At 56.9% G+C, this 23,434-nt stretch carries 28 protein-coding genes and 3 pseudogenes; 16 read left to right on the plus strand and 15 right to left on the minus strand.

The genetic code is table 11. From position 1 onward, the window contains the following. Nucleotides 1-88 precede the first annotated feature (88 nt). Together DQ393_RS30345 and DQ393_RS30350 are read right to left on the minus strand one after the other, a co-directional pair. Nucleotides 89-945, minus strand: a pseudogene (locus tag DQ393_RS30345) (nucleotidyl transferase AbiEii/AbiGii toxin family protein). A 3-nt stretch (nucleotides 946-948) separates the two neighbouring features. Continuing rightward, complete coding sequence (locus DQ393_RS30350) at nucleotides 949-1,566, minus strand: type IV toxin-antitoxin system AbiEi family antitoxin domain-containing protein (protein ID WP_112345411.1); 618 nt, start codon at nucleotides 1,564-1,566, stop codon at nucleotides 949-951. Nucleotides 1,567-1,785: 219 nt separating this feature from the next. Between DQ393_RS30350 and DQ393_RS30355 the strand changes: the two genes are divergently transcribed. From DQ393_RS30355 to DQ393_RS30370, 4 genes are all read left to right on the plus strand, one after another. Then, the gene (locus DQ393_RS30355; protein WP_112345412.1) at nucleotides 1,786-2,055 is read left to right on the plus strand and encodes a hypothetical protein; all 270 of its coding nucleotides are present in this window, start codon (nucleotides 1,786-1,788) and stop codon (nucleotides 2,053-2,055) included. Then, a complete protein-coding gene (locus DQ393_RS30360) occupies nucleotides 2,055-2,744 on the plus strand; it encodes a nucleotidyl transferase AbiEii/AbiGii toxin family protein (protein WP_112345413.1) in 690 nt (229 codons plus the stop codon). The genes DQ393_RS30355 and DQ393_RS30360 overlap by 1 nt, the downstream gene beginning before the upstream one ends. A gap of 470 nt (nucleotides 2,745-3,214) precedes the next feature. Then, nucleotides 3,215-3,454, plus strand: a complete 240-nt coding sequence (locus tag DQ393_RS30365; protein WP_112345468.1) for a hypothetical protein — start codon at nucleotides 3,215-3,217, stop codon at nucleotides 3,452-3,454. 201 nt (nucleotides 3,455-3,655) lie between these two features. Next, nucleotides 3,656-3,985 carry an XRE family transcriptional regulator gene (locus DQ393_RS30370; RefSeq protein ID WP_112345414.1) on the plus strand — a complete coding sequence of 110 codons (330 nt, stop codon included), beginning with the start codon at nucleotides 3,656-3,658 and terminating at the stop codon, nucleotides 3,983-3,985. A gap of 514 nt (nucleotides 3,986-4,499) precedes the next feature. Here DQ393_RS30370 and DQ393_RS30375 read toward each other — a convergent pair. Further along, nucleotides 4,500-4,769, minus strand: coding sequence for a hypothetical protein (locus DQ393_RS30375; RefSeq protein WP_181592448.1), 270 nt, complete (start codon nucleotides 4,767-4,769; stop codon nucleotides 4,500-4,502). Between the two features lie 460 nt (nucleotides 4,770-5,229). Between DQ393_RS30375 and DQ393_RS30380 the strand changes: the two genes are divergently transcribed. From DQ393_RS30380 to DQ393_RS30405, 7 genes and pseudogenes are all read left to right on the plus strand, one after another. Next, on the plus strand, nucleotides 5,230-5,607 hold the full coding sequence (locus tag DQ393_RS30380; RefSeq protein ID WP_112345415.1) for a helix-turn-helix domain-containing protein: 378 nt from the start codon (nucleotides 5,230-5,232) through the stop codon (nucleotides 5,605-5,607). Beyond that, nucleotides 5,607-5,855 (plus strand): annotated as a pseudogene (locus DQ393_RS33995) (HipA N-terminal domain-containing protein); the annotation flags it as partial. The gene DQ393_RS30380 and the pseudogene DQ393_RS33995, both read left to right, overlap by 1 nt. A 457-nt stretch (nucleotides 5,856-6,312) precedes the next feature. Further along, nucleotides 6,313-6,807 carry a type II toxin-antitoxin system HipA family toxin gene (locus tag DQ393_RS34000; RefSeq protein ID WP_245430515.1) on the plus strand — a complete coding sequence of 165 codons (495 nt, stop codon included), beginning with the start codon at nucleotides 6,313-6,315 and terminating at the stop codon, nucleotides 6,805-6,807. Between the two features lie 993 nt (nucleotides 6,808-7,800). Next, nucleotides 7,801-7,995, plus strand: a complete 195-nt coding sequence (locus DQ393_RS30390; RefSeq protein WP_245430516.1) for a hypothetical protein — start codon at nucleotides 7,801-7,803, stop codon at nucleotides 7,993-7,995. Further along, a complete protein-coding gene (locus tag DQ393_RS30395; RefSeq protein ID WP_210260850.1) occupies nucleotides 7,995-8,405 on the plus strand; it encodes a type II toxin-antitoxin system VapC family toxin in 411 nt (136 codons plus the stop codon). The genes DQ393_RS30390 and DQ393_RS30395 overlap by 1 nt, the downstream gene beginning before the upstream one ends. Before the next feature lie 374 nt (nucleotides 8,406-8,779). Next, on the plus strand, nucleotides 8,780-9,955 hold the full coding sequence (locus DQ393_RS30400) for a GGDEF domain-containing protein (protein WP_112345417.1): 1,176 nt from the start codon (nucleotides 8,780-8,782) through the stop codon (nucleotides 9,953-9,955). A gap of 499 nt (nucleotides 9,956-10,454) precedes the next feature. Next, nucleotides 10,455-11,357, plus strand: a complete 903-nt coding sequence (locus tag DQ393_RS30405; RefSeq protein WP_112345418.1) for a hypothetical protein — start codon at nucleotides 10,455-10,457, stop codon at nucleotides 11,355-11,357. A 134-nt stretch (nucleotides 11,358-11,491) separates the two neighbouring features. Here the strand turns inward: DQ393_RS30405 and DQ393_RS30410 are convergent, their stop codons facing one another. The 6 genes and pseudogenes from DQ393_RS30410 to DQ393_RS30435 form a co-directional block, all read right to left on the minus strand. Beyond that, a complete protein-coding gene (locus DQ393_RS30410; RefSeq protein ID WP_112345419.1) occupies nucleotides 11,492-12,355 on the minus strand; it encodes an alpha/beta fold hydrolase in 864 nt (287 codons plus the stop codon). A 51-nt stretch (nucleotides 12,356-12,406) separates the two neighbouring features. Next, nucleotides 12,407-13,210 carry an exodeoxyribonuclease III gene (gene xth, locus DQ393_RS30415; RefSeq protein ID WP_112345420.1) on the minus strand — a complete coding sequence of 268 codons (804 nt, stop codon included), beginning with the start codon at nucleotides 13,208-13,210 and terminating at the stop codon, nucleotides 12,407-12,409. 4 nt (nucleotides 13,211-13,214) lie between these two features. Further along, nucleotides 13,215-13,388: pseudogene (locus tag DQ393_RS30420) on the minus strand (DUF3606 domain-containing protein); the annotation flags it as partial. Between the two features lie 137 nt (nucleotides 13,389-13,525). Continuing rightward, nucleotides 13,526-13,981 carry a hypothetical protein gene (locus tag DQ393_RS34365; protein ID WP_245430509.1) on the minus strand — a complete coding sequence of 152 codons (456 nt, stop codon included), beginning with the start codon at nucleotides 13,979-13,981 and terminating at the stop codon, nucleotides 13,526-13,528. Between the two features lie 104 nt (nucleotides 13,982-14,085). Continuing rightward, entirely contained in the window at nucleotides 14,086-14,463 is a 378-nt protein-coding gene (locus DQ393_RS30430) for a response regulator (RefSeq protein WP_112345422.1), read from the minus strand. Continuing rightward, nucleotides 14,460-15,446, minus strand: coding sequence for a sensor histidine kinase (locus tag DQ393_RS30435; RefSeq protein WP_112345423.1), 987 nt, complete (start codon nucleotides 15,444-15,446; stop codon nucleotides 14,460-14,462). Before DQ393_RS30435 ends, DQ393_RS30430 begins: the two co-directional genes overlap by 4 nt. 27 nt (nucleotides 15,447-15,473) lie before the next feature. On the opposite strand from DQ393_RS30435, the gene DQ393_RS33255 reads away from it, so the two are divergent. Continuing rightward, nucleotides 15,474-15,668: a hypothetical protein gene (locus DQ393_RS33255; protein WP_146759004.1), complete on the plus strand. Its 195-nt coding sequence runs from the start codon at nucleotides 15,474-15,476 to the stop codon at nucleotides 15,666-15,668. Between the two features lie 132 nt (nucleotides 15,669-15,800). On the opposite strand, the gene DQ393_RS30440 is transcribed toward DQ393_RS33255, so the two are convergent. The 5 genes from DQ393_RS30440 to DQ393_RS30460 form a co-directional block, all read right to left on the minus strand. Continuing rightward, nucleotides 15,801-16,193, minus strand: a complete 393-nt coding sequence (locus DQ393_RS30440) for a response regulator (protein ID WP_112345424.1) — start codon at nucleotides 16,191-16,193, stop codon at nucleotides 15,801-15,803. Between the two features lie 14 nt (nucleotides 16,194-16,207). After that, complete coding sequence (locus tag DQ393_RS30445) at nucleotides 16,208-17,248, minus strand: sensor histidine kinase (RefSeq protein ID WP_112345425.1); 1,041 nt, start codon at nucleotides 17,246-17,248, stop codon at nucleotides 16,208-16,210. Nucleotides 17,249-17,254: 6 nt separating this feature from the next. Continuing rightward, the gene (locus DQ393_RS30450) at nucleotides 17,255-18,670 is read right to left on the minus strand and encodes an ATPase domain-containing protein (RefSeq protein ID WP_432422048.1); all 1,416 of its coding nucleotides are present in this window, start codon (nucleotides 18,668-18,670) and stop codon (nucleotides 17,255-17,257) included. A 236-nt stretch (nucleotides 18,671-18,906) separates the two neighbouring features. Then, entirely contained in the window at nucleotides 18,907-19,515 is a 609-nt protein-coding gene (locus DQ393_RS30455) for a general stress protein (RefSeq protein WP_112345427.1), read from the minus strand. 25 nt (nucleotides 19,516-19,540) lie between these two features. Further along, nucleotides 19,541-19,849 (minus strand): PepSY domain-containing protein, encoded by a 309-nt coding sequence (locus DQ393_RS30460; RefSeq protein WP_112345428.1) that lies wholly within the window; start codon nucleotides 19,847-19,849, stop codon nucleotides 19,541-19,543. 343 nt (nucleotides 19,850-20,192) lie between these two features. Between DQ393_RS30460 and DQ393_RS34010 the strand changes: the two genes are divergently transcribed. Together DQ393_RS34010 and DQ393_RS34015 are read left to right on the plus strand one after the other, a co-directional pair. After that, on the plus strand, nucleotides 20,193-20,483 hold the full coding sequence (locus tag DQ393_RS34010) for a hypothetical protein (protein ID WP_145646888.1): 291 nt from the start codon (nucleotides 20,193-20,195) through the stop codon (nucleotides 20,481-20,483). A 28-nt stretch (nucleotides 20,484-20,511) separates the two neighbouring features. Continuing rightward, nucleotides 20,512-20,625 carry a DUF2934 domain-containing protein gene (locus tag DQ393_RS34015; protein WP_245430517.1) on the plus strand — a complete coding sequence of 38 codons (114 nt, stop codon included), beginning with the start codon at nucleotides 20,512-20,514 and terminating at the stop codon, nucleotides 20,623-20,625. A gap of 726 nt (nucleotides 20,626-21,351) precedes the next feature. Here the strand turns inward: DQ393_RS34015 and DQ393_RS30475 are convergent. Next, nucleotides 21,352-22,092 carry an SDR family NAD(P)-dependent oxidoreductase gene (locus tag DQ393_RS30475; RefSeq protein ID WP_112345430.1) on the minus strand — a complete coding sequence of 247 codons (741 nt, stop codon included), beginning with the start codon at nucleotides 22,090-22,092 and terminating at the stop codon, nucleotides 21,352-21,354. 81 nt (nucleotides 22,093-22,173) lie between these two features. On the opposite strand from DQ393_RS30475, the gene DQ393_RS30480 reads away from it, so the two are divergent. Together DQ393_RS30480 and DQ393_RS30485 are read left to right on the plus strand one after the other, a co-directional pair. Further along, nucleotides 22,174-22,836, plus strand: coding sequence for a TetR/AcrR family transcriptional regulator (locus DQ393_RS30480; protein WP_432422047.1), 663 nt, complete (start codon nucleotides 22,174-22,176; stop codon nucleotides 22,834-22,836). A gap of 102 nt (nucleotides 22,837-22,938) precedes the next feature. Next, a complete protein-coding gene (locus tag DQ393_RS30485) occupies nucleotides 22,939-23,190 on the plus strand; it encodes a DUF982 domain-containing protein (protein ID WP_112345432.1) in 252 nt (83 codons plus the stop codon). The last annotated feature ends 244 nt before the right edge of the window (nucleotides 23,191-23,434 follow it).

Consider the following 23,434-nt stretch of genomic DNA (forward strand, 5'->3'; position numbering starts at 1 on the left):
AGGGACACGAACGTGTGACCAGTTATTTACGTGGTCAGCGAAATCGATTTGTCATTGCTCCATGACCGGGCGATTGTGAGCAAAATGCTCATTTGCGCAGCCTCACAGCGGCAATGACGTGTGGCGTCAGGAACGCGGCAATCTCTGTGATGACATCCTTCAGATCGCCGGGTTCATGTGCAACGCTTTCAACGAATGCGTGCCATTGCCGTTGCTTTTCCTGGTCCTTGACAAAGGCGTCCGTCAGGGCGTCGGGTATCTCCGGGGGATCGGTGTTTCTCGACGTTCGAAAGTCGCTTTGATCGCACACGCCATTCTGTCATCATCGAAATCGAATGACCTGTTGAGAATCCAGATATCGTAAAAGTCCTTCATGCGGCTGTTTGCACGCCCCAGCATGACCATCGCCTGGAACTTTTCGGCAATGACCGTCTCCCGCGCATAGGCTCTGAGCCGGGCCGTCGGAAAAACGAGCATAGAAGGATAATCTAGCATCTCCACCCCAGGCTCGAGCGCATCGCCAAATCCGATGTCGATCGTCAGGGTAATCCGGGCGCCGCTGATAGAAGCGACCACCCGTAATCTGAGCCCACCATATTCCAGTCCCTCGCGAATGCGATCCACGCGGAGGGTTTCGGCGTCGAACGTGACGCCATCGTCAGCCTCTTGCGCTAAAATCTCTCGAAAGGTCTCAAGCATCGGTTCTGGTTCAGGATTGCCAAAGCCCAAAAGGTCAAGGTCGCGCGTGCCGCAGTGCGGATCGTCAAACCAACTCATCATCAGCATCGCGCCCTTCAGCACGAAACGGCCCGCATGGGGTGACTGGCTGAGCCGGAACAGCAATCGTTCAAGAGCGAAGCGCGTCAGGATCAGATCAAAACTTTGCCCGTTTGCCTTGGCGAGTTGCAACAGGCGAGCGCGCACCGAGGCTCCGAGATTTCTGATTCCTTAGCCATTGGCGGTCAGTGCCTCGAGATACGGACGGATTACGGTGCCAACACCACCGCGCTCGGCTTGGTCAGTGATTTCGCCGGGAGTAGCCCTTCGTTGCCGCAGCGTCTCCTGCAGCCCCTCTATCGCTACGGACAGGCCAATCTTGTTGCGATAGCGAAAGCAATCGGCAATCGTCTTGGCGATTCCAAAAACCTTCACCGGAACGCCTTCTACAACATGGGTCTCGACGCTTTCGTTAAGAAGGCTGTCTGTGAAACGCACGATGCGCATAGCAGGGCCTTCCGGTTGCGGAGCCCAGTCTTTGCGGCCTATGGCAAGCCAGATTTGTCTCGGAAGTTGATCCGTCAAGCCGTGGAAAGCGAGGGCCGAAACAAGGCAGATAACGGCCTTCGGGGCGCGTCTGGCAATCTCCGCCAGGCTATGATTGGCATCGAGCTCTGCATCGGGAAGTTGATAAAGACCGCGGGCAAGCCGCACGACCTCACCATTCCGTTCCATTCGGCTCACGGTCGCCGCCGTCACGCCTGCATTCCGCAGTTCCGCGAGACGTGCTATCCCGCGTTCAGCGAGCACGGTTCGGGCGATTTGGCGTTGCGTGACGGAAGCCGGCATTGATACGAGAACTCGGAGCATAGAATCTATTATCCGAGGATTTGTATCACAATCCTTAAACCCAAAAAAGCCGCCAATTGGCGAAGTCGCCAGCCGATAACAAACACTTGCTTTTGAATGGAGTCGAACCAACGAACCGAAGCCCTCAAACTGCTCACTCCTTGTCTCCACCGCTGCGAAAGGCTATATAAAGCAATGTATTCATTGCGGTAAAAATCGATGACGTTTGTCACTATGACAGTATTAGCCACGGTAAACGCCCCTTACGGGACGAGCCTTTCGGCTGAACAGTTGGCGTCGAAGATTGTCGACCCGGCAAGCGCCGACCATTACGACGCATCTGCGTTTGCGTTCTTTTCTGAAGTTAGCGAAAGCCTTCAGCATTCGTTTCTGGATGAAATGCACGTCAATCTTACTGATGCCTCCGTCGTTGCACAGCGGTTTTCCGACATGGCCGGATACGAATTGCCGCTTGCCCGGGCCGCCTAGTGACACAATCGCAAAATAGTCATTGGGCAGAGCTCTTTGACCAGGCCCTGAAAATAATCAGCCAAGTTAATTCGAAGTTCCCCGTTCTCGACAGCTGGAGTTTCGGCGGCGGCACTGCGCTGATGCTCCAAATCGGCCACCGGGAAAGTTTCGATGTTGATATCTTCATCGACGATCCTCAGGTGCTACCTTATCTCAATCCACAAACGCAGGGCTTCGCTCTCGATCTGTATCCTGACGCTTACACTTTCGACGGCACGCACGCTCTCAAAATCGTGTTCAAGGATATCGGAGAGGTCGACTTTATCGTCGCAACACACCTTACGTTTGGGCCCACGACAGAAAGAGAAATACGTGGGCAGAGGGTTTACCTCGAAACGCCAGCCGAGATCGTTGCGAAAAAGATTTTCTATCGCGGGGGCTCAATGCAGCCACGCGACATGTTCGATATCGCATGCGTCCGCGAGAGCGAAGGCCATGATTATCTCGTAACGGCGCTCATTCCATTCAAGGACTCATGCAGACGCGCGCTGAAAACGGCGCGCGTGATGGACGCCCGGCTCGCCGAGGCTGTTATGTCTAAACTTCTATACCAATCAAAATACTCAAGGATTCCATCGCAAGCACAGCAGATGACAATTGAGATTTTAGAGGCCGTTTGTGGCTATGGGCCAACAACCGAGGTTTAAGCGGGCTCTTGAAGAGAACCGAACCGACGGCCCCATTTTTACGAAGGCCATCTGTCTGAATTTCCCCAGTAACGGACATTAGTCCTTCTGGCATGTAATGACCGATTTAGGGACCGGAACCGGACTGACATCCCGGGATGGCAAGAGATAGCTTCTTGTGGTTGAGCATGTGGAAACCCTATCGCAAATGGCGATGCAAGCTCGGCAGCGGGTCGTGGAGGAACAGCGCGCCCCATGCCGAATTCGCGACGCAGGAGCCCCAAAAGGTAAACTTTGCGTGGAAAATGCAGAGCTTTGTTTGTAAAGCACCGGCCCACGTCAAAAAGCACAAAAGGGCTATGCCGCTAGCGTGTTATCGCTTCCAGTGCTTTTTGCAGATGCCGCTACGCCACCTCTTGCAGTTAGCCACGTCGCCGGAACTTCCCTGGCCGGCGCGGGTTCTCTTTCCCAAAGAAGAAAGGAGGAATATCATGACCGACGAACTCAGTGCTGGCTTCACAGGAACACCCGCAGAGCCCCTGACAGGTGTCCCGAAGGTGGCGAAGGGCGCCAAGGACGCCGTCGTCCGTGAGAGTGCCGCAGTGGTCGCGGGCGCCGCTGAGCATCCGCACGCGGCAACAGGGATTGTCCTTACGATCGGCGCCCTCGCCTTCGCGATTGGATATGTTCTCGGACGCGATGCGTCGTCAAATAGTTCGCGATGGTGGTGATCGGGAGTGCTGGCCCACGGAGCGCCATTTGCGTTGCGTCCCACGGTGCATACTCAATCATCTCGCTCTGATCGAAGAGCATACATCAGCGGTCAACCTCTCTCCGGCCGTGATCTCACTCGTCGCGTGATGCAGCAAGATTATCGGCGGAATCGGATGTGCTGTCCAACACCTTTGGATACGAGATTAAAGGACCTTAACATGCTATCTGGCAGGCAGATTTCGGCCGCTCGAGCGCTCGTCGGCATGTCGCGAGCAACGCTCGCTCTCGCTGCGAATATCTCAGTGCCGACGCTGAAACGCATGGAAGCAAGCAAAAGGCAGGTTGCCGACACGCGGAATGATGTTGCCGCAGTCCGTATAGCCCTCGAAACAGCCGGCGTGACGTTCCTCGAGGCCGGTGGCGTTGCGTCCGGTATGGGCGTCTCGCTGCGTAAGGCGAATGGTGCTGCGATCGATGTAGACGAAAGTGAGTTTGTACAGTACCCCGAGAACTTGGAGAACGACGCGCCGCCCGGCGCCGGTGGCTAGGTCCCGGGATTGATCGCTTACGCGCCCCGCAATAACCTTCATCTGCGCCCACCAATCGGCACGCACACCGCCAGCACTGAGGAAAACATAACAGAGCTTTCCGACGGGCGAGCGCGGCGGCAACAGATATGATTGGGTTGTTGGGTTGGTACCATGAGTATAAGGTTGGGCGCAGGCTGGTGACCGAAGATGGACGACCTGACAGATGACTTGCAAGACCAGCGCCAAGCTCAAGTTTCACATCGAGTAGGTGAAAAGCCACCTCTCCGAATTGGAATCCGGCGCGGTAAGGATCTCTCTTCGGGGCCTTTGAAGCGGTCCACCTTGGGATAAATTGGAAGCTTTCGGACAAAAGGCTAGGCTAGCTAATGTCGTCAGGAATAAAACCGCCGATCTGGCGTTTCCATAACCGAGCATTCAAGTCGTGGTCGCGAACATGCTTTGTACAAACTTGTTCTTTTCGGCGGACTGTTGCGGCGAACTGCCCCTGGTAAGGGTGATCATCCTCCACACATTAATTACCAGATACGACAATGATCACCTCGACCGCAGCATCCTTGAACTTCACAGAGCTTTTGGTGGCACCCAGGCCAGGCATGGTCTGGACCGTGATTGGCTGCCATTCCGACGTTATAGTAATGCTCGATGCTATCGCGTGCTTGATGGCATCGGCATAGCTAAGGGCGTTTACCCCTTGAGATCCATATTGTTCGTAGCCGAAAATGACCTCCGCCAGCAGTTCGCTCGAAGCAGAGTGGAAGGCGCGGCCGCCATTTTTCTCCATCTACATCGGCGCGGTCGCGCACCGACCTGGCCATCTCCGACAGGGAAAGGTAGCTCTCGTCGGCCGGACGCGAGATTTCATTCGGACGAGATTTCGCCGATCCGCTGGCCAGGGCTGACATCCACCTTGTAACCGTCACGCCCATCACGGCGCGAAGCGAGAACCTGCATGTTCGTGGGTCCAATCTCCGCGACGGGCGCCGGAGCCTCCCTCCCAGCCTCTTCCCGTCACGGAAATCCAGTCCGCTCTCTCACTCTGAGGGCATTGCGGAGATCTCCCCGCTCGAAGGGTTGACCGGGACCAATGCTCGGACGCAGCGGAAGGCTTTTCTCCTCCCGCAGATATTGAAGCGAGACGCTGGCGCTGCCGGGCGGGTGCGGACCCGAATCCTTGACTACGGCTTTATTAAGTCATATATGATTGATTATATAGATTATTAAGTCAAATATGATCGATTGAAATGAGCTCTCCCAAGACGAAGCCAGCACTGGAACAGCTGGGCCAAGATATCAGGAACGCGCGTCTGCGGCGTGGCATCGCCGTGGCGGATCTCGCCGTACGTGCGGGGACGTCGCCGAGTTCCATCGCGCGCCTTGAACGGGGTGATGCAGGCGTTGCCATTGGCACGCTTGCCGACGTTCTCGTTGTGCTGGGTCTTCTGGAGCGTCTCGCTGACCTGATCGATATCCGCAAGGACGATCTGGGGCTGGCGCTGGCAGCGGAGCACGGACCGCGCCGGGGCCGCTCCTTCGCGGCAAGGCTGAGAAAGCAGAAAGCTAAGACGGAGGAGAAGCAGGAACGGCAGGACGTTGTGGACCCTGATGGGGTTTCCTTCTGATGGCCGAGTTCGTCGCCCACGTCGCGCTTGGCGAAAGCCAAACATCGGTGGGCCAGTTGCGTTTCACGCATGCCGGTCCACGGCAATTCTCGACCTTCGCCTATGGCGCCGAATGGATCGAAGACCCGCGCGCCTTTGCCATACAGCCCGATTTTCCTCTTGAGGCCGGCCCATTCCACACTTCGGGACAGCCCGGCCACATGCGCGACGCATTGGCAGGCGCTTTCGCCGATGCGGCTCCCGACAGTTGGGGACGCAGGCTGCTCGAGCGCGCATATGGCAATGGCCTCAACGAATTCGAGTATCTGACGCTTTCCGACGATACCTGCCGACAAGGCGCGTTACGCTTTCTGGATGACCACGGCGAGGTCATTCGGGGCAAGGCAGCAGACGCCATTCCGCGTCTGGTCGATCTCGAAACCATAACGGCGATCGCGCGAGCCTATGAACAGGGCAAGGAAATTTCGCCCGAGGAGATGCAGGCCCTGGCCGGCGCCGGCGGCTCCGGCGGCGATCGCCCCAAAGCGAATGTCAGGGATGGCGATGTGCTATGGCTGGCGAAATTCACCTCGGTCCACGATCAGCAGCCCATAGAGCGCGTCGAGGTAGCGACCCTTCGTCTGGCCGAAGCCTGCGGCAGACACGCCGTTTCCAGTTGCTCTGATCCGGCGGTTCGACCGACGCAGGGCCGCACGAATTCCCTACATCTCCGCGCGCACCGCGCTCGGCAAGACAGGGGCGGAGCTGGGTTCCTATACCGAGATCGTCGATTTCATGCGCTCTTATTCCCCCGATCCTTCTCACGATTTCCGCGAACTTTACCGGCGTCTGCTCTTCACGATCCTCGTGTCCAACAAGGACGATCACCTGAAAAACCACGGCTTCCTTTATGTCGGGGCCGGTCAGTGGCGCTTGTCGCCGGTATTCGACGTGAACCCGGCGCCGGATCGCAACCCGCATCTTGAGACGGCAATCCTAGAGGGAGGAGCCCATGATCGGTCGATCAACCTCGCACTGGAAGCCTGCGAGTTTTTCGAAATTCCGGAGGCCGAGGCACGAGAGACGATCCGGACAATGGCGCAGCGTATTGCGGACGGATGGCGGGAAGCCCTTAGACAGGTTGGGGTCTTTGGCGCGCTGGCGCGCGACTATGAGGCTGCCTTCGTGGGCGATGAGTTGGAATTGGCGCGTAGCCTTTAATGCATATCTGGTGAATAATTGGCCATTATTGGCCAAATATGAACCTTTCCACGTCGATCCGGTAGGTGAACGGCGAAGCGGCCGCCCGCGACCATTTGGTGATGTGATTTGGCGAAAACGTGGTTCGCAGCTTTACGCACGCTGATGTGCTAAAATTCACTAAGACGAGCCTGTCTGCCACGGCAACCGCGAGCGCGCAAACTACAAACGACATTTCGTGCCATACATACTGAAGTGCCTCATGTCCACGTGAGCCAATCGTCCGCAAGAAAATGCCTTTGACCTGCTGATCCTCACGCCAGTTTGAAAGTGCCTGTGGCGTTCGGCCCCTTTTGCCGCGAGACCGGCTGTGTTCAATCCTCGATCACAATGGCTGCGACGCAGCTTTAGCCGACATCCGCTCGCGAGGAGTGCCGCGCCGCTGCTCATCGCGATCTATGATCATGATGATCTCGTCCGGAGAGAATTTTACCGATTTAAGATTGGCTGCTCCGGGGCCTTCCCATCCTAGGATATTGGATGATAGGTCGCTATCACCCGCTTTGGCAGGCCATAGTCCAGCTCTCGGCGGGGATCTGTTGCAACAATATAGCTCTTGAAAAGGATCGAACCAGAGACCCCTTGTGAAATTTATCTAATCCGAGTCATGCGCCTCTCGTGGGATAAGGTTCTGTCATGAAACCGAGTGGTTTGGCGCGCGTGACCGCCCTTGGCAGCATCCAGTATCTGAAACAGCAGCCGGGCCGGCGGACAGGGCCGCGGACGTGCCGTTGTCGGACAAATCCTCACGGCCAACCACAGGGATCTCCTGCGGGCGGCGACAAAAATGCGCCCAGATCGCTGTCGGCGCCGCTCCTACTGATAAACTGCCCCCGGCCTAGAGGTTGTATGGACGAACCGTGTCTATACGTATATACAATGATTGTCATACAACAAGGACGTCAAATGCTCAGCATAAGAGATGAGGAAGTTCGCACCTTGGCGGAAACCGTTATGCGCAAACGTGGTGCATCCAACTTGACCGCGGCAATCAAGCTTGCGCTGCAGCATGAGATTGAGCGTGCAGACGAAGCCATACCCTTGAAACGACACGTCGCAGAGATCCGTGCGCGAGCACTTGACAAGGCAAAATTTCCGCCTGCTCCACCCTTAACGAAAGACGAACGCGACGCACTCTGGGGCCAATAATGTTCATTGAAACCTCAGCATTCGTTGCCATCCTTGCCGACGAACCGGAAGGCGATAGCTACTTGGGCGCAGTCGATGGCGCGGCAACGCGGCAAACAAGCGCGCATGTCCGGCTTGAGGCGACCATCAACTTGGCGCGTATTCTTGGGCTGGAGGTCCCTGATGCCCAGGAGATGTTCGACGCTTTTCTTCAAGCGGCGAAAATCACTGTAGTTCCGATCACCGATGCGATCGCGCGTCGCGCGGTGGAAGCCTTTGCCGTTTACGGCAAGGGAAGAGGCCATCCCGCCCAACTCAACTTCGCCGACTGCCTGTCCTATGCCTGCGCGGACACTCTCAAGATGCCGATCCTGTTCAAAGGGCGCGATTTTGAAGAAACGGATCTTAAGAGCGCTCTATCCAGAGAGTGATGAGCCGCGTCAATCTATCAATAGGTGGGCCAAGGCCTGGGCGGAAGATGTCAAGGCACCATGGAGCTGCGAATTTACATCGCGACACTCTCAGCTAAGGGTAGAAATCTGTCATACCGAGCTGTCCCTTATGGAGAGGATGCAATCGGTTTTACGACGCGGTAGATACATATTAAGCTCCTGAAGGGATGCGAACCAGCGACCTCGTGGAATTGCTGGTTATTGCCCTCAGCGCTTCGGCGATATTGGCAGCAACCTTGATCGACGATGCATCCTTGCACTGATGCTGGAAGACAAACCGCTTAAATCTTCGCAAAATATTTAAGTGTTCAGCGTATTGCGCTCCTAACGAACGACCATTGCCGTGGGGCTTGATGATTAACGAACTGGATATGCCGACGGTTCTCTTCCTCCAGAAGACATCCTATATCGCCGGTGCTTTGACCTTGGGGTATCTGCGCCTGACATCGGAAGAAAGCCGTGGAGTTGGACTTCTAGCAGCAAGCTTTATTGTTCTCGCCGGAGGTTCGACCCTTGCGGGCCATGCAGAAATTCATCCGGCACTTTACGGCCCTCTCAGCCTTATCAATATTGTTCTCGCCGTACTTGGATATTGCCTATTGGGCTTCGCGTTTATTGTCATCAGCAACCCTGATCGAAAAATCAATACGTGGCTGGTTCTCATACCAGCAGCGGCAACGCTGGCAATCGGGCTGATCACGGCCTTCCACCTGAACAACACATATCGGGCGACGACTTTCACTTTTCTCGGTTGCCTGACGATGGCGGGCACGGCAGCTGTCGTGTTCCTGGACAGCTATATCGAGCCTCTTCCAATTCGGAAGCTGGTCGCGGCGATACTAGCGTCCGCCAGCCTACTCGCGTTGATCATGGGTCTGGAATTTGCATTCAATACCTTTCCCTTGCTCGACGTAGCGACCGGCTTCTTCCTGATGATAATTTCCAAATTCGTGCTTGCGATTGCCATCGTGATTTTCATCAGCGAGCGCCAACATATCAAGATCAAACGTCTGGCCGACCGCGACGCTCTTACGGGTCTGTATAACCGCCGCTTTTTTAATACGAACGTGCCCAAACAAGCCCAAGAAGGCGACGCCGTTCTCTATCTGGATATCGATCACTTCAAGCAGTTGAACGATCGCTGGGGGCACGCTGCAGGCGACGAGGTTCTAGCAACGATGGCGCAGGCAGTGCAATCGATCCTGCCCTCCTCGGCGCTGTTCGCACGACAGGGAGGCGAGGAATTTATCGTTTTTCTCCCAACAAATGCGGGAAACGCCCTGCTCCATGCCGAGCGGATTCGCAAAACCGTCGCTGAGCTTCGCTACCCTACCATTGCCTCCGAAATCGCCGTAACGACAAGCATCGGTATCGCAAAAGCTACCCACGAGGGATCGGAACTGTCGCATCTTTGCCGAGAAGCCGATCGAGCGCTGTATTTGGCGAAAGCCGCAGGGCGAAACCGTGTTTGCGATGCTACGCAAGACGTGTTTCCTGCCAAGAACCAGAACCTGGCGCGCTCCTCGTAAGTCCGCATTGCGAATGCGCCAGCCGAGCGCTCCCCGAGTGGGGCGGCAACACAGACGGGCGGAATCGAGAAGATCCCATGACGCGGCGAGGCCGCGCGAAGTGCCAAGAAGACGGCAAATGATCAAGACGGACGGCGAAGTTCCTGAGTAAAGCTTCGTCAGGCCGGAAAGGATCATCCGACATGGGAACATAACAGTCTCATGCCGACAGGATTTGCGAAGAAGAACCTTCGCTACAAATCCTGCTGTTGCGGTGCCCTCCCGCTGATGCATCAGGATGATATCGAGAACGACCTGTCGCTCCATATTCGTAAGCAACTGCTTACTCTAGGTCCGAACGAAGACTCTGGAACAAACCGTCTCCATCGCCGTTGGGATAGGCATCAATTCACACCCATTGGAGGATGGTAAAATGGGTCGAGGTATTTTGCTCTGGCTTCTCGGTATTCCCTTGCCGATCGTCATTCTTCTCGTTCTCTTCACGCGATAGGAGGCGTCAATGTCGGTCATTGAAGACGTCCCCAGAGGTACGGTTCCTGTCGAATCTTCCAAGCCCGCTATCGTCTGGGGCCCCATCATCGGAGGCGCCTTTGCCGCAACCGGAATTACCCTCATTCTTCTATTGCTTGGATCAGGTGTTGGGCTCACGATGGTTTCTCCCTGGTCTGACCAGAGCAATTCGGCGACAGCCGTCGGCATCACTGCGGCGATCTGGCTGGTGGTCGTTCAATGGCTGTCATCAGCGATCGGTGGCTATCTTACGGGCCGTCTCCGTACGAAATGGGTTGAAGTCCACTCCGACGAGGTCTTTTTTCGCGACACGGCACACGGGTTTCTGAGCTGGGCGCTGGCAACGGTGTTCGTAGCAGGGTTTCTCGCCTCTTCATTGACTTCGCTGGCGAGCGCGTCGGCCAATGCCGCCGGTCAAGTCGCGCAAAACGCGGTTAGCGCCGGCGCCGCTGCATCAACACGTGGTGCGGACGCAACCGCCTATTTTACAGACGCGCTCCTCCGGCCCGCAAAGGCCGCAGACCGCGCTCAATCCGACGATGGCGCAGCCGCGGCCGAGATCTCGCGGATCCTCGTACAGGGTGCGGCCAGCGGACAGCTTCCGGATGGAGACAAATCCTATATCGCAACGATCATTTCCGCGCGCACGGGCCTTTCCGAAACGGATGCCCGCAACCGGGTCGATGCGGTGCTCAAGCAAATCGATGACGCCAAGTCGGCAGCAAAAGACGCGGCTGACAAAGCCAGGAAAGCGGGCGCGACGAGCGCGCTGGTCGGGTCCCTATCGCTGCTGGTCGGCGCCTTCATAGCATCGGCGGCCGCGGCACTTGGCGGTCGTCAGCGTGATGAAGAAGAGGACTTGCTCGTGGATACACGCAGCCGACGTCCTTGAGCCGCAACGGCAAGCGTTTCGCTCTGCGTCATCGCGGTGGCGCAGAACGTCAGGCAACAAATGGAGACACCAACAGCCTCTATGTGGAGGCGTGCCTTGAGCCGGTTTGATAGTGGATCGGCGCGATCAAAGATTTATCCTTTCTCGAAAAAACGCCGGAGTGAATTCGCGAGATCGACGGGATTTTCTTCAGCGACGTGGTGGCCGCTTTCGATACCGTGACCCGTGACATCCGTCGCCCACGACCGCCAGATTTCCCTCGGGTCGCCGAAGAAACGCTCGAGATCGTCTTTGGTCGACCAAAGGCAAAGCAATGGGCATGTGATCCGCCTTCCGGCAACCCGGTCCTGCAGTTCGTCTTCCCGATCGACGCTCAAGCCTGCCCTGTAGTCCTCGATCATTCCGTGGACAACGGCTGGATTTTGGATCGCCGTCAGCAGGTCATCGTAGGCCTCTTTGCCCATGATATCCGGACGGATGGCATGGTTCCAAGCCCGAGGGTCGGCATTGATCGCTTGCTCGGGCTTTTCAGGCTGCGCGAAGAAGAACCAGTGATACCAGTCACGCGCAAAATGCCAATCCATCCGTTCGAGATGCTCCACGATCGGAATGCTGTCGATCACGGCCACCCTGGTGACGATCTCCGGATGATCGAGCGCAAGACGGAATGCCACATAGCTGCCTCGGTCATGCCCCGCCACGGCAAATTTCCGATATCCCAAAGCTTGCATCAGTGCCACACAATCAAGTGCCTTCGCCCGTTTCGAAGAATGCCGGCTGTTCTCGCTATCCACGGGTTGGAAAGACTTTCCAAATCCCCTGAGGTCGGGGCAAACAATCGTGAAGCGCGCAGACAAGAGGTCCGCGACTTGACCCCACGTCATATGCGTTCGCGGATGGCCGTGGAGCAACAACAGGGGCGGGCCATTGCCGCCGTGGCGAACGCGCAAAAGGCCGGGGCCAACGTCGATGTAATCCAGTGCCATTCCGCTGAACATATCCGGTCTCCTCGAATATTAGGTCGGCTGTTCTTACGCCCACCGCCTCGGTCATGATTTCCTCCTCTTCTTCTCAGCGCTCTCGTCGCTGAGTTCGATCCATACGGGAGCATGGTCGCTGGCGTGCTCCCAGCCGCGGACGTGCTTGTCGACCTCGGCCTTCGACAGACGGGCTGCCACCTCCGAGCTGAGCAGGAAGTGGTCGATCCGCAGTCCGGCGTCGCGAGCATACGCGTTTCGGAAATAGTCCCAGAACGTGTAGATGCGCTCGTCCGGATGCAGATGGCGGAGAGCATCGGTCCAGCCTTGATCGACGAGTTTCCTGTAGGCCTCGCGGACTTCGACGCGGAACAATGCGTCGTTCGTCCAGCGTTCCGGCTTGTAGACGTCCATCTCGGTGGGCATCACGTTGAAATCGCCGGCGAGAACGACCGGCACCTCAAGCTCCAGCAGCTCAGCGGCGTAGGCTTGAAGCCGCTTGAACCAGCGGAGCTTGTAATCGAACTTGGGTCCCGGATAAGGATTGCCGTTCGGGAGGTATAGGCCGCCGATTACGATCCCGTCGACGATGGCTTCGATGTAACGACTGTGCTCGTCTTCCGGTTCGCCCGGAAGCCCTCGCCTCGTAAGATGGGGTTCCTGCCCCTCTGCAAGGATCGCAACGCCGTTCCAGGATTTCTGGCCCTGCCACACTGCGCCATAGCCGGCGGCCTCGATCGCCTTGATCGGAAACTTCTCTTGCGGGGCCTTTAGTTCCTGCAGGCATACGACATCCGGCGCGGCCTCTTCCAGCCATCGGAGGAGGATTTCAAGCCTGCCGTTTATGCCATTGACGTTGTAGGTCGCCAGCTTCACGGTAGTGCCGGCCGATTTCCGCTTCGACCTTCTTGCGCGAGCTTCCGGCGCTCTTCACGGCCTTCTTGACCCTGTCCTTCGAGACGCCTTCCTTCTTCGCCTCGTAACGGACCTCGTGATCCTGGCCGCCTGCGACCTTCGCACGATCCTGGGCGCGACCTCTCGATGTGGTTGCCATGACAATGCCTCCTGACGAGTTTCGACCCACGAAAAACGGGCCTCGAATCAAGAAGTTCCATGGGCCAACCTCTTCGGGTTGAGAATGCTGGTTTGCAAACATGGTTCGGGATTTGCAGGCGATCGTTATCCGATCGTCTAGTCATACTGTTCACCATGACCGATCTGCGCACGACCAAGGTCGCTCACCGCCGGATCTTCGGCAGGATCAGGATCGGCAGCGTTTGCTTTCTCGAGAAGCCTTCCAGCCTCGAGGATCGCGACCACAATTTCATGCGTGCCCCAGCCAGCCGCGTTAGCCGATGCGACGAGACTGTCCAAAGCATCGCGCACGACGGCCTGTGCTTCCTTGGCGCGGTCAGCCTCTGTGTTGCCCGCCGGCGACGGAAACACATGATTTGCCGGCTCATGACCGGCCAAGGGTTTCGATTCTTCGCGGTCGGTGGTACCTGCCTCGCCGTCCTGGTGCGAGATCACGACATCAAGATCGTCCGAAAGTTTGGTCGCCTGGCTGGCGTTCATGATACCGATCGGTACGTCTTCTCCATTATCAGTCATCACCTTCACCTCGACGATCTTCTTTTTCTCGGTCATGGCAGCCTCCTTCAAGGGGAAACTTCCCGCGCCCTCGTCGGTTCCACCGGGCGTGACCCCGACCGGGCGCGCAGAGCGGTGATTGTCAATCTCTCGGCACGGCTTCAAAGCGATCGAACGACCTCCACAAGACGTTTCATGTCGGTGGGCTTCCCGAGATTGGGCACGTTAGCCAAAACATCATGCCTAGCGAGTTCCGCCGGATCGCTCGCACTGGCGAGGACGAACGGAACACCCCACGTCTTGAGAAGGACGGCGACAGGCGTAATGTTCTCGCCATTGAGAGTGACATCCAGAACAGCAGCATCCGGACGTTGGCTCCTCAGCAGCTCGAATGCTTGCCCGACCGAACTTGCCGGGCCTAGGACCTCAAATCCCCCTCTGGTCAACACGCTTTCCAGCTCCATCGCGATAAAGAACTCGTCTTCAACCACAAGAACGATCCTGCGCACGACGACCTCGCCTTTTTCAGGTTCGCTCATAAGCGTTTCCAAGGGAGTTTGATAATGGCTGTCAAACCTTTTGGATCGAAGTTAAGTTCCACAGTTCCGCCAAGATGTCGGCACGTGCCTTCGATCAACTCGGTGCCGTATCCTCTTCGCTTCGGCGGCTCCACCGCCGGGCCGCCTAATTCGCGCCAGTGGCAAACAAAGTACGACCGGCTCTCCGGTCCATCCTCCAATGACCATTCGACATGCAAGGCGCCGTTTGGAACGGAGAGGGCGCCGTACTTCAACGCATTTGTCGCCAGCTCATGGAACATCATGCTGACGGGCACGATCTCCGAACTCGGGATCTGCATTGTGGGTCCTTCGCAATGGACCCGATCCGTTCCAGGCTCGCTGACCGACTGCCTCAACAGGGTTTCAAAATCGGTTGCTTCATTGATAGCGGCGATCTCCTGGGCATGAAGCGTGACCTCGAGGCGTCCCAGGAAGCGATCACGGTAGTCAGTGCCTGTGAGATCTTCGGCATCCATCTGCATCGCAAGCGATCGCACCACTGCGAAGAGATTTTTCATCCGGTGGCGTGTTTCCGAAATGATGAAATCCTTCTCCGCGTCCTGACGCTGCCTTTCCGTCACATCGTCGAAGAGAACGAGGATATTGTTGCTGTTATCATCCGGATGGACAAGACGCCGTGCATCGACGAGGAAAGTGCGGCGGCCGATGGTTGGGAAGTCGTGCGCCACTTCGTATCCGATGACAGCGGCGGCTTTTGGGATAATCGCGGCGATCAGCTGCCGGAGTTCGGTAACATCCCACTGACCGTTGCCGAGATCAAAGAAACTCTCTCCCAGAATATCGTCGCGCTCGACCTTGAAGGTTTTCAAGAATGCATTGTTTGCGGTTGCGACGCACAGGTTCTGATCAAGGACGACAATCGGCTGCGTCATGGTATCGACCACGCCTTGCGCTTGGACATGTCCGCTTCGCAACAAGCGATATAGATCTTCCAGCATCATCGCCAAGCCCTCCCAGCAGCACCCGACATGTTTCGTAGCTTTCTATTAAAAGTAATGGAGCACCGAGAACTGGCAAGACAGTGGATTAAGGAATGTTGCTCGACCAATCCAGCTGGCGCGCAAGGCCTTGTCTTTGCAATGGCGGTAATGGATGGTAAAGCGACAACGCTTTACGATGAACAATACTTCATCGACGCATTGCGACTAATACCAGCCAACTAGAAAAAGCACACCTATCTAGCGCGGACTGGCAGGGGGCTACAGTCACGCCACCCGACCGACGATTTGCCGCCAGACGCCCTGCGGCTCGACAAATCTCGCCGTCCGTGAGGGCCTTCACTCCGCCGCCGCAGTTCAGCTCCCTCGGTCATGATTGCGGTTGGTGTGCCGAAACAGCTCCAGCTTTTCTGCGAGTTCGATCTCTGAGACGGGTTTCCCAATAGTTGCAAGCACCACTTGGGAATACTCCGCCGCGATCGCCTCCTGACCTGTGACGAAGATGCTCGCAATCCCCTGCCGGGAAAGCCAGATCGCCGCATCAGGGCCGGTGCGTCCATCAGCAAGATCGATATCGACAAGCACTCCGTCGATACCGCCGAGATCCTGTCTTTTAACAAGGTCGGTGAAGCTTATGGCAGATCCTGCGAAGATATGCCCCAAATCTTCAATCATGGCCTCAATTTGAAAGATGATCAGTGGATTGTCTTCAAGACAGAATATGCGAAGCGGAGACGCCGAAGATGACATGGCTAAAAAGCCTCCTAGAGGTCAAGGTCCTTCGGTGACACGCGCGCGAGGGGACCGATCTGAGTACAGCTTAGCCCCTGTGGATGGAACAGGATGGTGGGCGGCGTGCCAAAGAGGTTGTACAACGCCGAACGGATATACCGTGTTCCATATCCGCTTCTTTTAGGTTCCGAGACTGGCGGACCTCCTCTCTCAAGCCATTCAAGATCCAGGTTCCCATCTTGTGAGACGGACCATTTCAGACTTATCCGGCCCTCTGGCTTTAAAAGGGCACCATATTTAAGCGCATTCGTCGCAAGCTCATGGAAGCACAAGGCAAGCGTCGTCGCGGCTTCGGCACTCAGCAAAATCTCCGGCCCTGTGAAACTAATGCGATCCGCGCCCTTTGCCCGATATGGGCTGAAGGTCAATTCGACAATATGGGAGAACTCGGCTGCATCGCCGTTCGCTTGGAACACCGCGGAATGCACATTGGCAAGAGCTGCAAGCCGACCGGCGAAATCATCGGCAAACTCATCCAGCGAGACGGCACGCCGACGGGTCATCTGGAAGATGGAGGAGATGCTGGAAAGAATGTTCTTCACCCGATGATTAAGCTCGCGCCGAAGTTCGCGCTCGCGCTCAATGTGATCGCGAACGTCTCGCTGGCGCAGGCGCGCCAAGAGGCTCGATTGAACACCACTCAGCAATTCGAGCGCTGTTACGGGTCGTTGGTAATAGATCTGCCGCGAGCGAGGCCAAGCGGCCGACAGTTCAGCCTGAACGCGGGTCGGAGGAACCATCCGATCCAACAGGACGAGGACAGGCATCTCGGACCATTCTGGCTGCTCGACAAGGTGGCGACCGATCGTCTTCTGCACCTCCGGATCAAGTGCCTCCTGGGTCGCAACCAGCACGCCGGGCGTTTGCGCCAACAGCACCGTCAATTGTTCCAGGCCTTCCGCCCGCCGCGCAGCTACGCCATTCTGAGCTAGGAGCGTCTCCAAATGTTCGGCATCGCGCCGATAGGGCGCCATTACCAAAACCCAGTCGAGATGGCTATCATTCGCGGCCACGAGCGATTAGGCCTCCGGAATCGGGTTATATGGGATCACCGTGACGCCGGAACTTTGAATGAACAATTCCCGTACGTCGAGATCGTGCGGTCCGTGCCGCTTCTTCACGACCGTTATGCTGCGCCGCAGCCTGCCCTCGTGCTCGGTAATTCGCAGCAGCAGCACCGTGTCGCCCAGAAAACTTACATCGACATCAATGCCGATCCCTTGGCCGAGCAGACCGTGTTGCGCGACGATAAGGATGGTAAGCACACCCGCTCGAGCGAGAAATTTCAGGAGCGATTGGATGTCGCGGACCGCCTTCTCACGATGCGGCAATGAATTCAGATATCCGGTGAAACTATCGATGACGACGACCTTCACCCTTTCGCTGCTCACCGCTTGCTGGACAATCTGACCGAACTCACCTGGCGAGATCTCATTGGGGTTGAAATCCCGGATGATCAGCTGACCATCCTTATGGAATTGACGCAAATCCATGCCCAACCCCTCCGAACGTCGGAAGAAAGTCTCTATTCGTTCCTCAAACAGGAAGAGGCCTACGCTCTCGCCCCGCTTGAGAGCCGCAGTCGCATAGAGCGAGGCCATAGTCGATTTGCCAGTACCCGCCTGACCTATGACGAGGGTGGTGGTTCCTGCTTCCTGCCCGCCGCCGAACATGTCATCGAGGGTATCCACGCCGGACTTGATCAACTGTGGCTCGACGGTTCTCGCCACGGCGCCCGGTATGATGCGCGGGAATACGACCACGCCCTCGCCTTTGCGGATCGCCATGTCGTGATAGCCGTCAGCGACAGGCACACCGCGCATCTTACTGACCTCGATGCGGCGGCGAACCGCGCCATATTCCTCAAGCGATTTGTCGAGACGAATGACACCGTGAGCAATACCATCAACCTCTTCGCCTGTTCGATCGGTCTCTGGTGTTTGGGTGTCAAGCAGCAGAGCCACGATGTCGCGTTTGGCAAGAAACGCCTTGAAGGCGATCAGCTCACGACGGAAGCGGGGTGAATCGCCTGTGATCAACCGTATTTCCAACAGCGAGTCATAGACCAATCGGCTGGGTTTATGCTCCTCGATTGCGCTTTCGATCATCTTCCGCGTCTCGTCCAGACGCAGTTCAGCCGTCTGAAAAATCGACTGGTCGGTCGCTCCCTTGATCGAATCGGAAGCCGCGAGCTCTTCCACCCGGATGCCCTCGAGCGTCCAGCCGTGGGACAGGGCGATCGCCTCCAGCTCCGCCCTGGTCTGTGACAGGCTGACATAAATGCAGCGCTCCCCGTTCGCCGCACCGGCACGGAGGAATTGTAAGGCTGCGGTCGTCTTGCCCGACCCAGGCGCACCTTGAACGATATAGAGATTTGATGCGGGCAAACCGCCGCGAAGAATTTCGTCCAGTCCGGGAATACCGGAACTGACCATTGTCAGCTTCTTGCTCTCAACCACGTTCACCTCTCGCTTACGCCTAAATTGACGACGTACAACGCCCGATCACGATATCGAGTTCCTGGACTGCGAAATAACTATGCGGGCAAACCGCCTGCGTTCCGAACGCGGTCTCGGCCTGAGCTTCTTCGTACGGTCTTCGAGCTCGCACCTTGTTGCAGAAAGGCGCCCGCTGCCGCGGACGCCATCGTGTCTTCGAATTGCTGTGCTTTTCAAAGCCGGTTCATGCGATATCGCTGGCGCTCGGCTTCGATTTGCTCAGGCGTATAGGGTTCGGCTGCCTCGTCGAAGCGGGTCCATCCCTCTTCCGCATAGAGTGCCCGCCGGGATGCAATGTCGACGGGCCGCGACCGGTCGAGGATTGCCTGGGCCTCCGGCAGCTTTGCCTCCTCAACCCTTGCCGTCACAACCGAACCTCCACGACGGATGCCTTCGGCGTAGACATGCGCCTCGTCTTCCGGGACACCTTCGCTGATCATCGCTCCGACGATACCTCCAACGGCACCGCCAGCGACAGCTCCGGCTACCGCTCCCGCGGCGGTGGCCGCCAGCCAGCCCGCCGCGACAACGGGGCCGACGCCCGGGATGGCCATGATACCAAGGCCGGCCAAAAGACCGCCGGCGCCGCCTGCGACAGCTCCGACGCCAGCACCTGTTCCTGCCCCCTCGGCTGCGTAAGTGCCCTGCCCTTCGACGTCGACGCCATTGGCCTTGTTTGTAACGATGCTAATGTCGTCAGATGGGATGCCTGCATCCTCGAGAGATTTCACCGCAGCTTTGGCGTCGTCATAACTGTCATAGAGTCTGGTAATGGTGCGCATATCGCGTCTCCTTGTTCTCAATTCGTTACTTGGCCATCGTGACATTGCCCTGGAAGTCCAGAGACACGCCCGTGTCCTTGCCGTCCTTTTTGGCAGTCGCTCGCCAAACGCCCTGATCATCCAGTTTAAGCCCCGTGACGTCGGTGTAGCCGGCGGCTTCGATGCGGGATTTGGCCTGATCTTCTGTGAAGCTGTTCTTGCCAGCAATCGGCGCTGCCGGATTCTGACCGGTGTTGACGGCCGGAGTTGTCTGGGAGGTCGACGGCGTCTGGCTCTGGGCCAAGGCTGCCGTCGCCGATAGAAGAAGTGCGGCGGCGAAGATGGATCTCTTCATGGAAGTTTCCTCCTGTTACGCTAATCGAACAAGAGAAAGCTCAATTTGTTCCGCACGTTATGGCGACTGGCTGCGCTCGGGACGAAAGGCGCGACGAGTTCCAGCATGGCCGGGTCGGTCCTACGACGCGCGCAAAAGATTAAGCAGCGCGGCTATGGAACAAGCAGACCAACAGAGCCGCTGGCAAATTGTCTCCACAGCCAAAGAGGCCGGGCTAACGTACCCCCATAAACGTAGCCCGCAAGCCGCATTGATCATTGCACGAGCTCAATATTTCACCCTCGACGGAACTTTCAGCTCGCCGATCGAGTTGCTTGGAGCGGAATAAGGAGGATCATCAGATATGGAAATGCAACGGCCTTTCGAACGGCGCCGGACGATAAGAGGTGCCGCCTATTCTCTGGCGGATTTCCAGAAGAAATACGGACTCGATGACGCGACGGCCGAAGATCTGTTCGTTCGGTTCGGCCCTTCTTCGATCGAGCTTGATTTGCTCATGGCAGCGAAGTGGAAAATATTCTCCTTCGACGACCTCACGAAGGAAATGCTCTTACGATCGGCTTGCCCGAAGGAAAACAATCCATCTTTGGCTAAAGGAAGAAACTTTACTGGCCGTCAACGAAGAACAAGATGACGAAAAATGCCGTAAGCGTGCCTACAGGATTTGGGAGGAAGAAGGGACGCCCGAAGGGCGCCATCTCGGCGATTGGCAGCGAGCGGAGGATCAGCGCGAGGAGACGGAGCGAGAGGCCGAAAGGCCACTCGCTCCGACGTGATATTCATCGACGGAATTAGTCCATTCATCAGACGCCTCGAATGGCAAGGCAATAGAGTGTGCTCTTTCAGTGGCCTGGCACTTCTACAGGTGCCAGCAAGCCGTAAAACCTTATAGGATTTTGGTCAAAACCTCGAAATTATCCGCTCTACGTCTGCAAATTCCCCAGCGCCGCGTTTCGTGGATTATATCCGTAGCCTCCACCTGAGACGATCGCGTCATCAAGGAGATGAGGGCTGCAGCTTCCTTGTCGTCGAAAATTCCCGATTGAAGCTCAATTGTTCCGCCTGTTCGCACCGCAATGCTAACGCTCAGCATCTACGCCCATCCAATTGTCGATCACCGCGTCATAAACTCCCGGACAAGCGAGACGTTCCAAAGCTTTTCGAAATATCTGATACATATTGCGGAACTGCTTAATCAAATGCCCTGTGAAAAGGCGCCGGTCCCCAACATGCAATCCAATCACTTTCACCAAAATGGTGCCAACTCAGCTAAATTAAGTCTCGAGTTGGCAACCGTCCGCAAGGGCGCAACGCAACTTGAGACGACCTGACAAGTTGGCTTAAAAGAACATGGTCTTGCGTCCTTCCCACGCGAGATCCAGTCATAAGGACCTGTTGGCCACAGCCCGAGAACAAAGCTTTCACATGGCCGTTCGACCTCATGTTGATCGATGAGAAGAATGTCACGACCGTCGCCAGCCCTCGTGAAGGAACCGCTGCGCTCAGGTGTTCAACCCGCCGTCAACGTTGAGGGTCACGCCGGTGACCTGCCTTGCCGCAGGACTCGCCAAAAATGTCACGGCGGTAGCGATGTCTGAAGGTGCCCCATATCGACCCAACGGGATGAGGTTCCGCTGGAATTCGGAATATTCCCCGTCCGCCGGGTTCATCTCCGTATCCGTCGAGCCCGGTTGTATGAGATTGGCCGTGATATCGCGCGGTCCCAGTTCCTGTGCTAAGCCCCGGGTGAAAGACTGGAGTGCCGATTTCGTCATGAAGTAGACTGTGCCCGTCGCGCCGACGATGCGGTCGGCACCGGCGGAGCCGATCGTGATCACTCGCCCGCCGGCGCCGAGATACGGAAGGGCGGCCTGCGTCGAAAGAATGGTGCCGCGGACATTTACCGCAAGGAGCGCATCGATGTCCTCGACCTTGATGTCGGCAATCGCTCCGTAGAGTGCGATCGCGGCGTTGTTCACCAGAATGTCGAGGCCGCCAAGCTCCTTTGCCGCTTCATCGACCGCCCGCCGGATCGCGGTCGGATCCGCGCTGTCGGCCTGGATCGCTATGCCGCGCCGACCGTGGGCCTCAATCGAGGCGACGACCGCCCTCGCGCGATCCGTCGAATTCTGAAACGTCAATGCAACATCGGCGCCATGCTCGGCAAGCGCAAGAGCGATTGCTGCCCCTATACCGCGAGAGCCACCGGTCACAAGCGCTCTCTTTCCCTTCAGATCAATCATCTCGACTCCATTTATGTAGTGATCGATACATAATGCATATGGACGTTGAAAATGGGAGTCAACGGGTTTAAGTAGCGATCGATGCAAAAAGATCGAAACGGGACATCATCGAAAGCCCCAACGACAGGTTCCGCACGTGGCCGTCCCCGCGCGTTCGACCGTGACGCAGCCCTGACCTGCGCCATGCGGATGTTTTGGATCAAAGGTTACGAAGCGACGTCGATCTCTGATCTGACGGAAGCCATGGGCATCGCGACGACAAGCCTCTATGCGGCGTTCGGCTCGAAGGACGAGCTCTATGCGGAAGCACTGAGGTACTACGCTTCTTACTACGAACATCTGGTCTGGGGACGTTTCCGTGATGCGACCACGGCACGCGAGGCGGTGAAAGCGTACCTTCATGACTCGGCCGCCGCCATGACCGGTTCAGACTGCGACCTGCCTCACGGTTGTCTGGCGACCCTCGGCACGGTCGGCAGCGATGGACACGAGGAACTTGCCGAGCTGATGCGCTCGACACGGGGGCTAGCTTTCGATGTGCTCGCGTCGCGTCTGAAAAAGGCGGTCGACGAAGGAGAGCTTCCCCCGGCCCTCGATATCGCCATGGTCTGCAGGTTTCTCCAGACCGTTCAGAGCGGGATGGCAATCCGCGCCCGTGACGGAGCGGAAAGAGCCGAGCTCCAAAGCGTGGCCGAGATCGCCATGGCCGGCTGGGACGGCTTTGTCTCAAAAGCTGCGGATTGACCCGTTTTTGAAGTCAACCCCTGGAATTGCTACGGGGCTCAGAAATACCGTTTCCGGAACATTCCACCTGACGGGACGTTGAGCGCGACAAGGAGAAAGCTCATGGCTCAATGGTGGAGTAAGCCCGTCATAGTCGAAACTCGGAAGACGGGAGACCGTTTGACAATCTCCAGCGCGGAGCGCGCGGCGGAATTCATGCTCAACGAGTGGCCGACGCTCGAAGATGGTCAAGCCTATCACGCTGCGATGAAAGCACTTATGGCGGTTCAGCAGGGAAAAATTGAAGAAAACGAAGCCAGAGAGGCATTTCTTGCAGCGCTGAAGGAAGGCGACATATATATTTTCGAGGAGTGAGGTCATACCATCCTCATAGTTTGTCGATACTCTGCATCCGGATACTCATCAACGGATATGCTGGGCCGCGGGAATTCCGTTCCGATTGTGGAGCGCGGATATCCGCCGGTGAAACCGGCCATCTCGCAGTGCGTTCAGATTTCGGCACCTTGAAGCTCAATAACCTGGGAAACCTGGCGACTATAATCCGAAGGGAATGTGATGACGTCGCAATAGAGGTTACCTCGGTGAAAGTTGCCGATAG

It is taken from the genome of Martinezella tropici, from assembly GCF_003287875.1.
In the GTDB taxonomy this organism is placed as follows: Bacteria; Pseudomonadota; Alphaproteobacteria; order Rhizobiales; family Rhizobiaceae; genus Rhizobium; species Rhizobium tropici_C.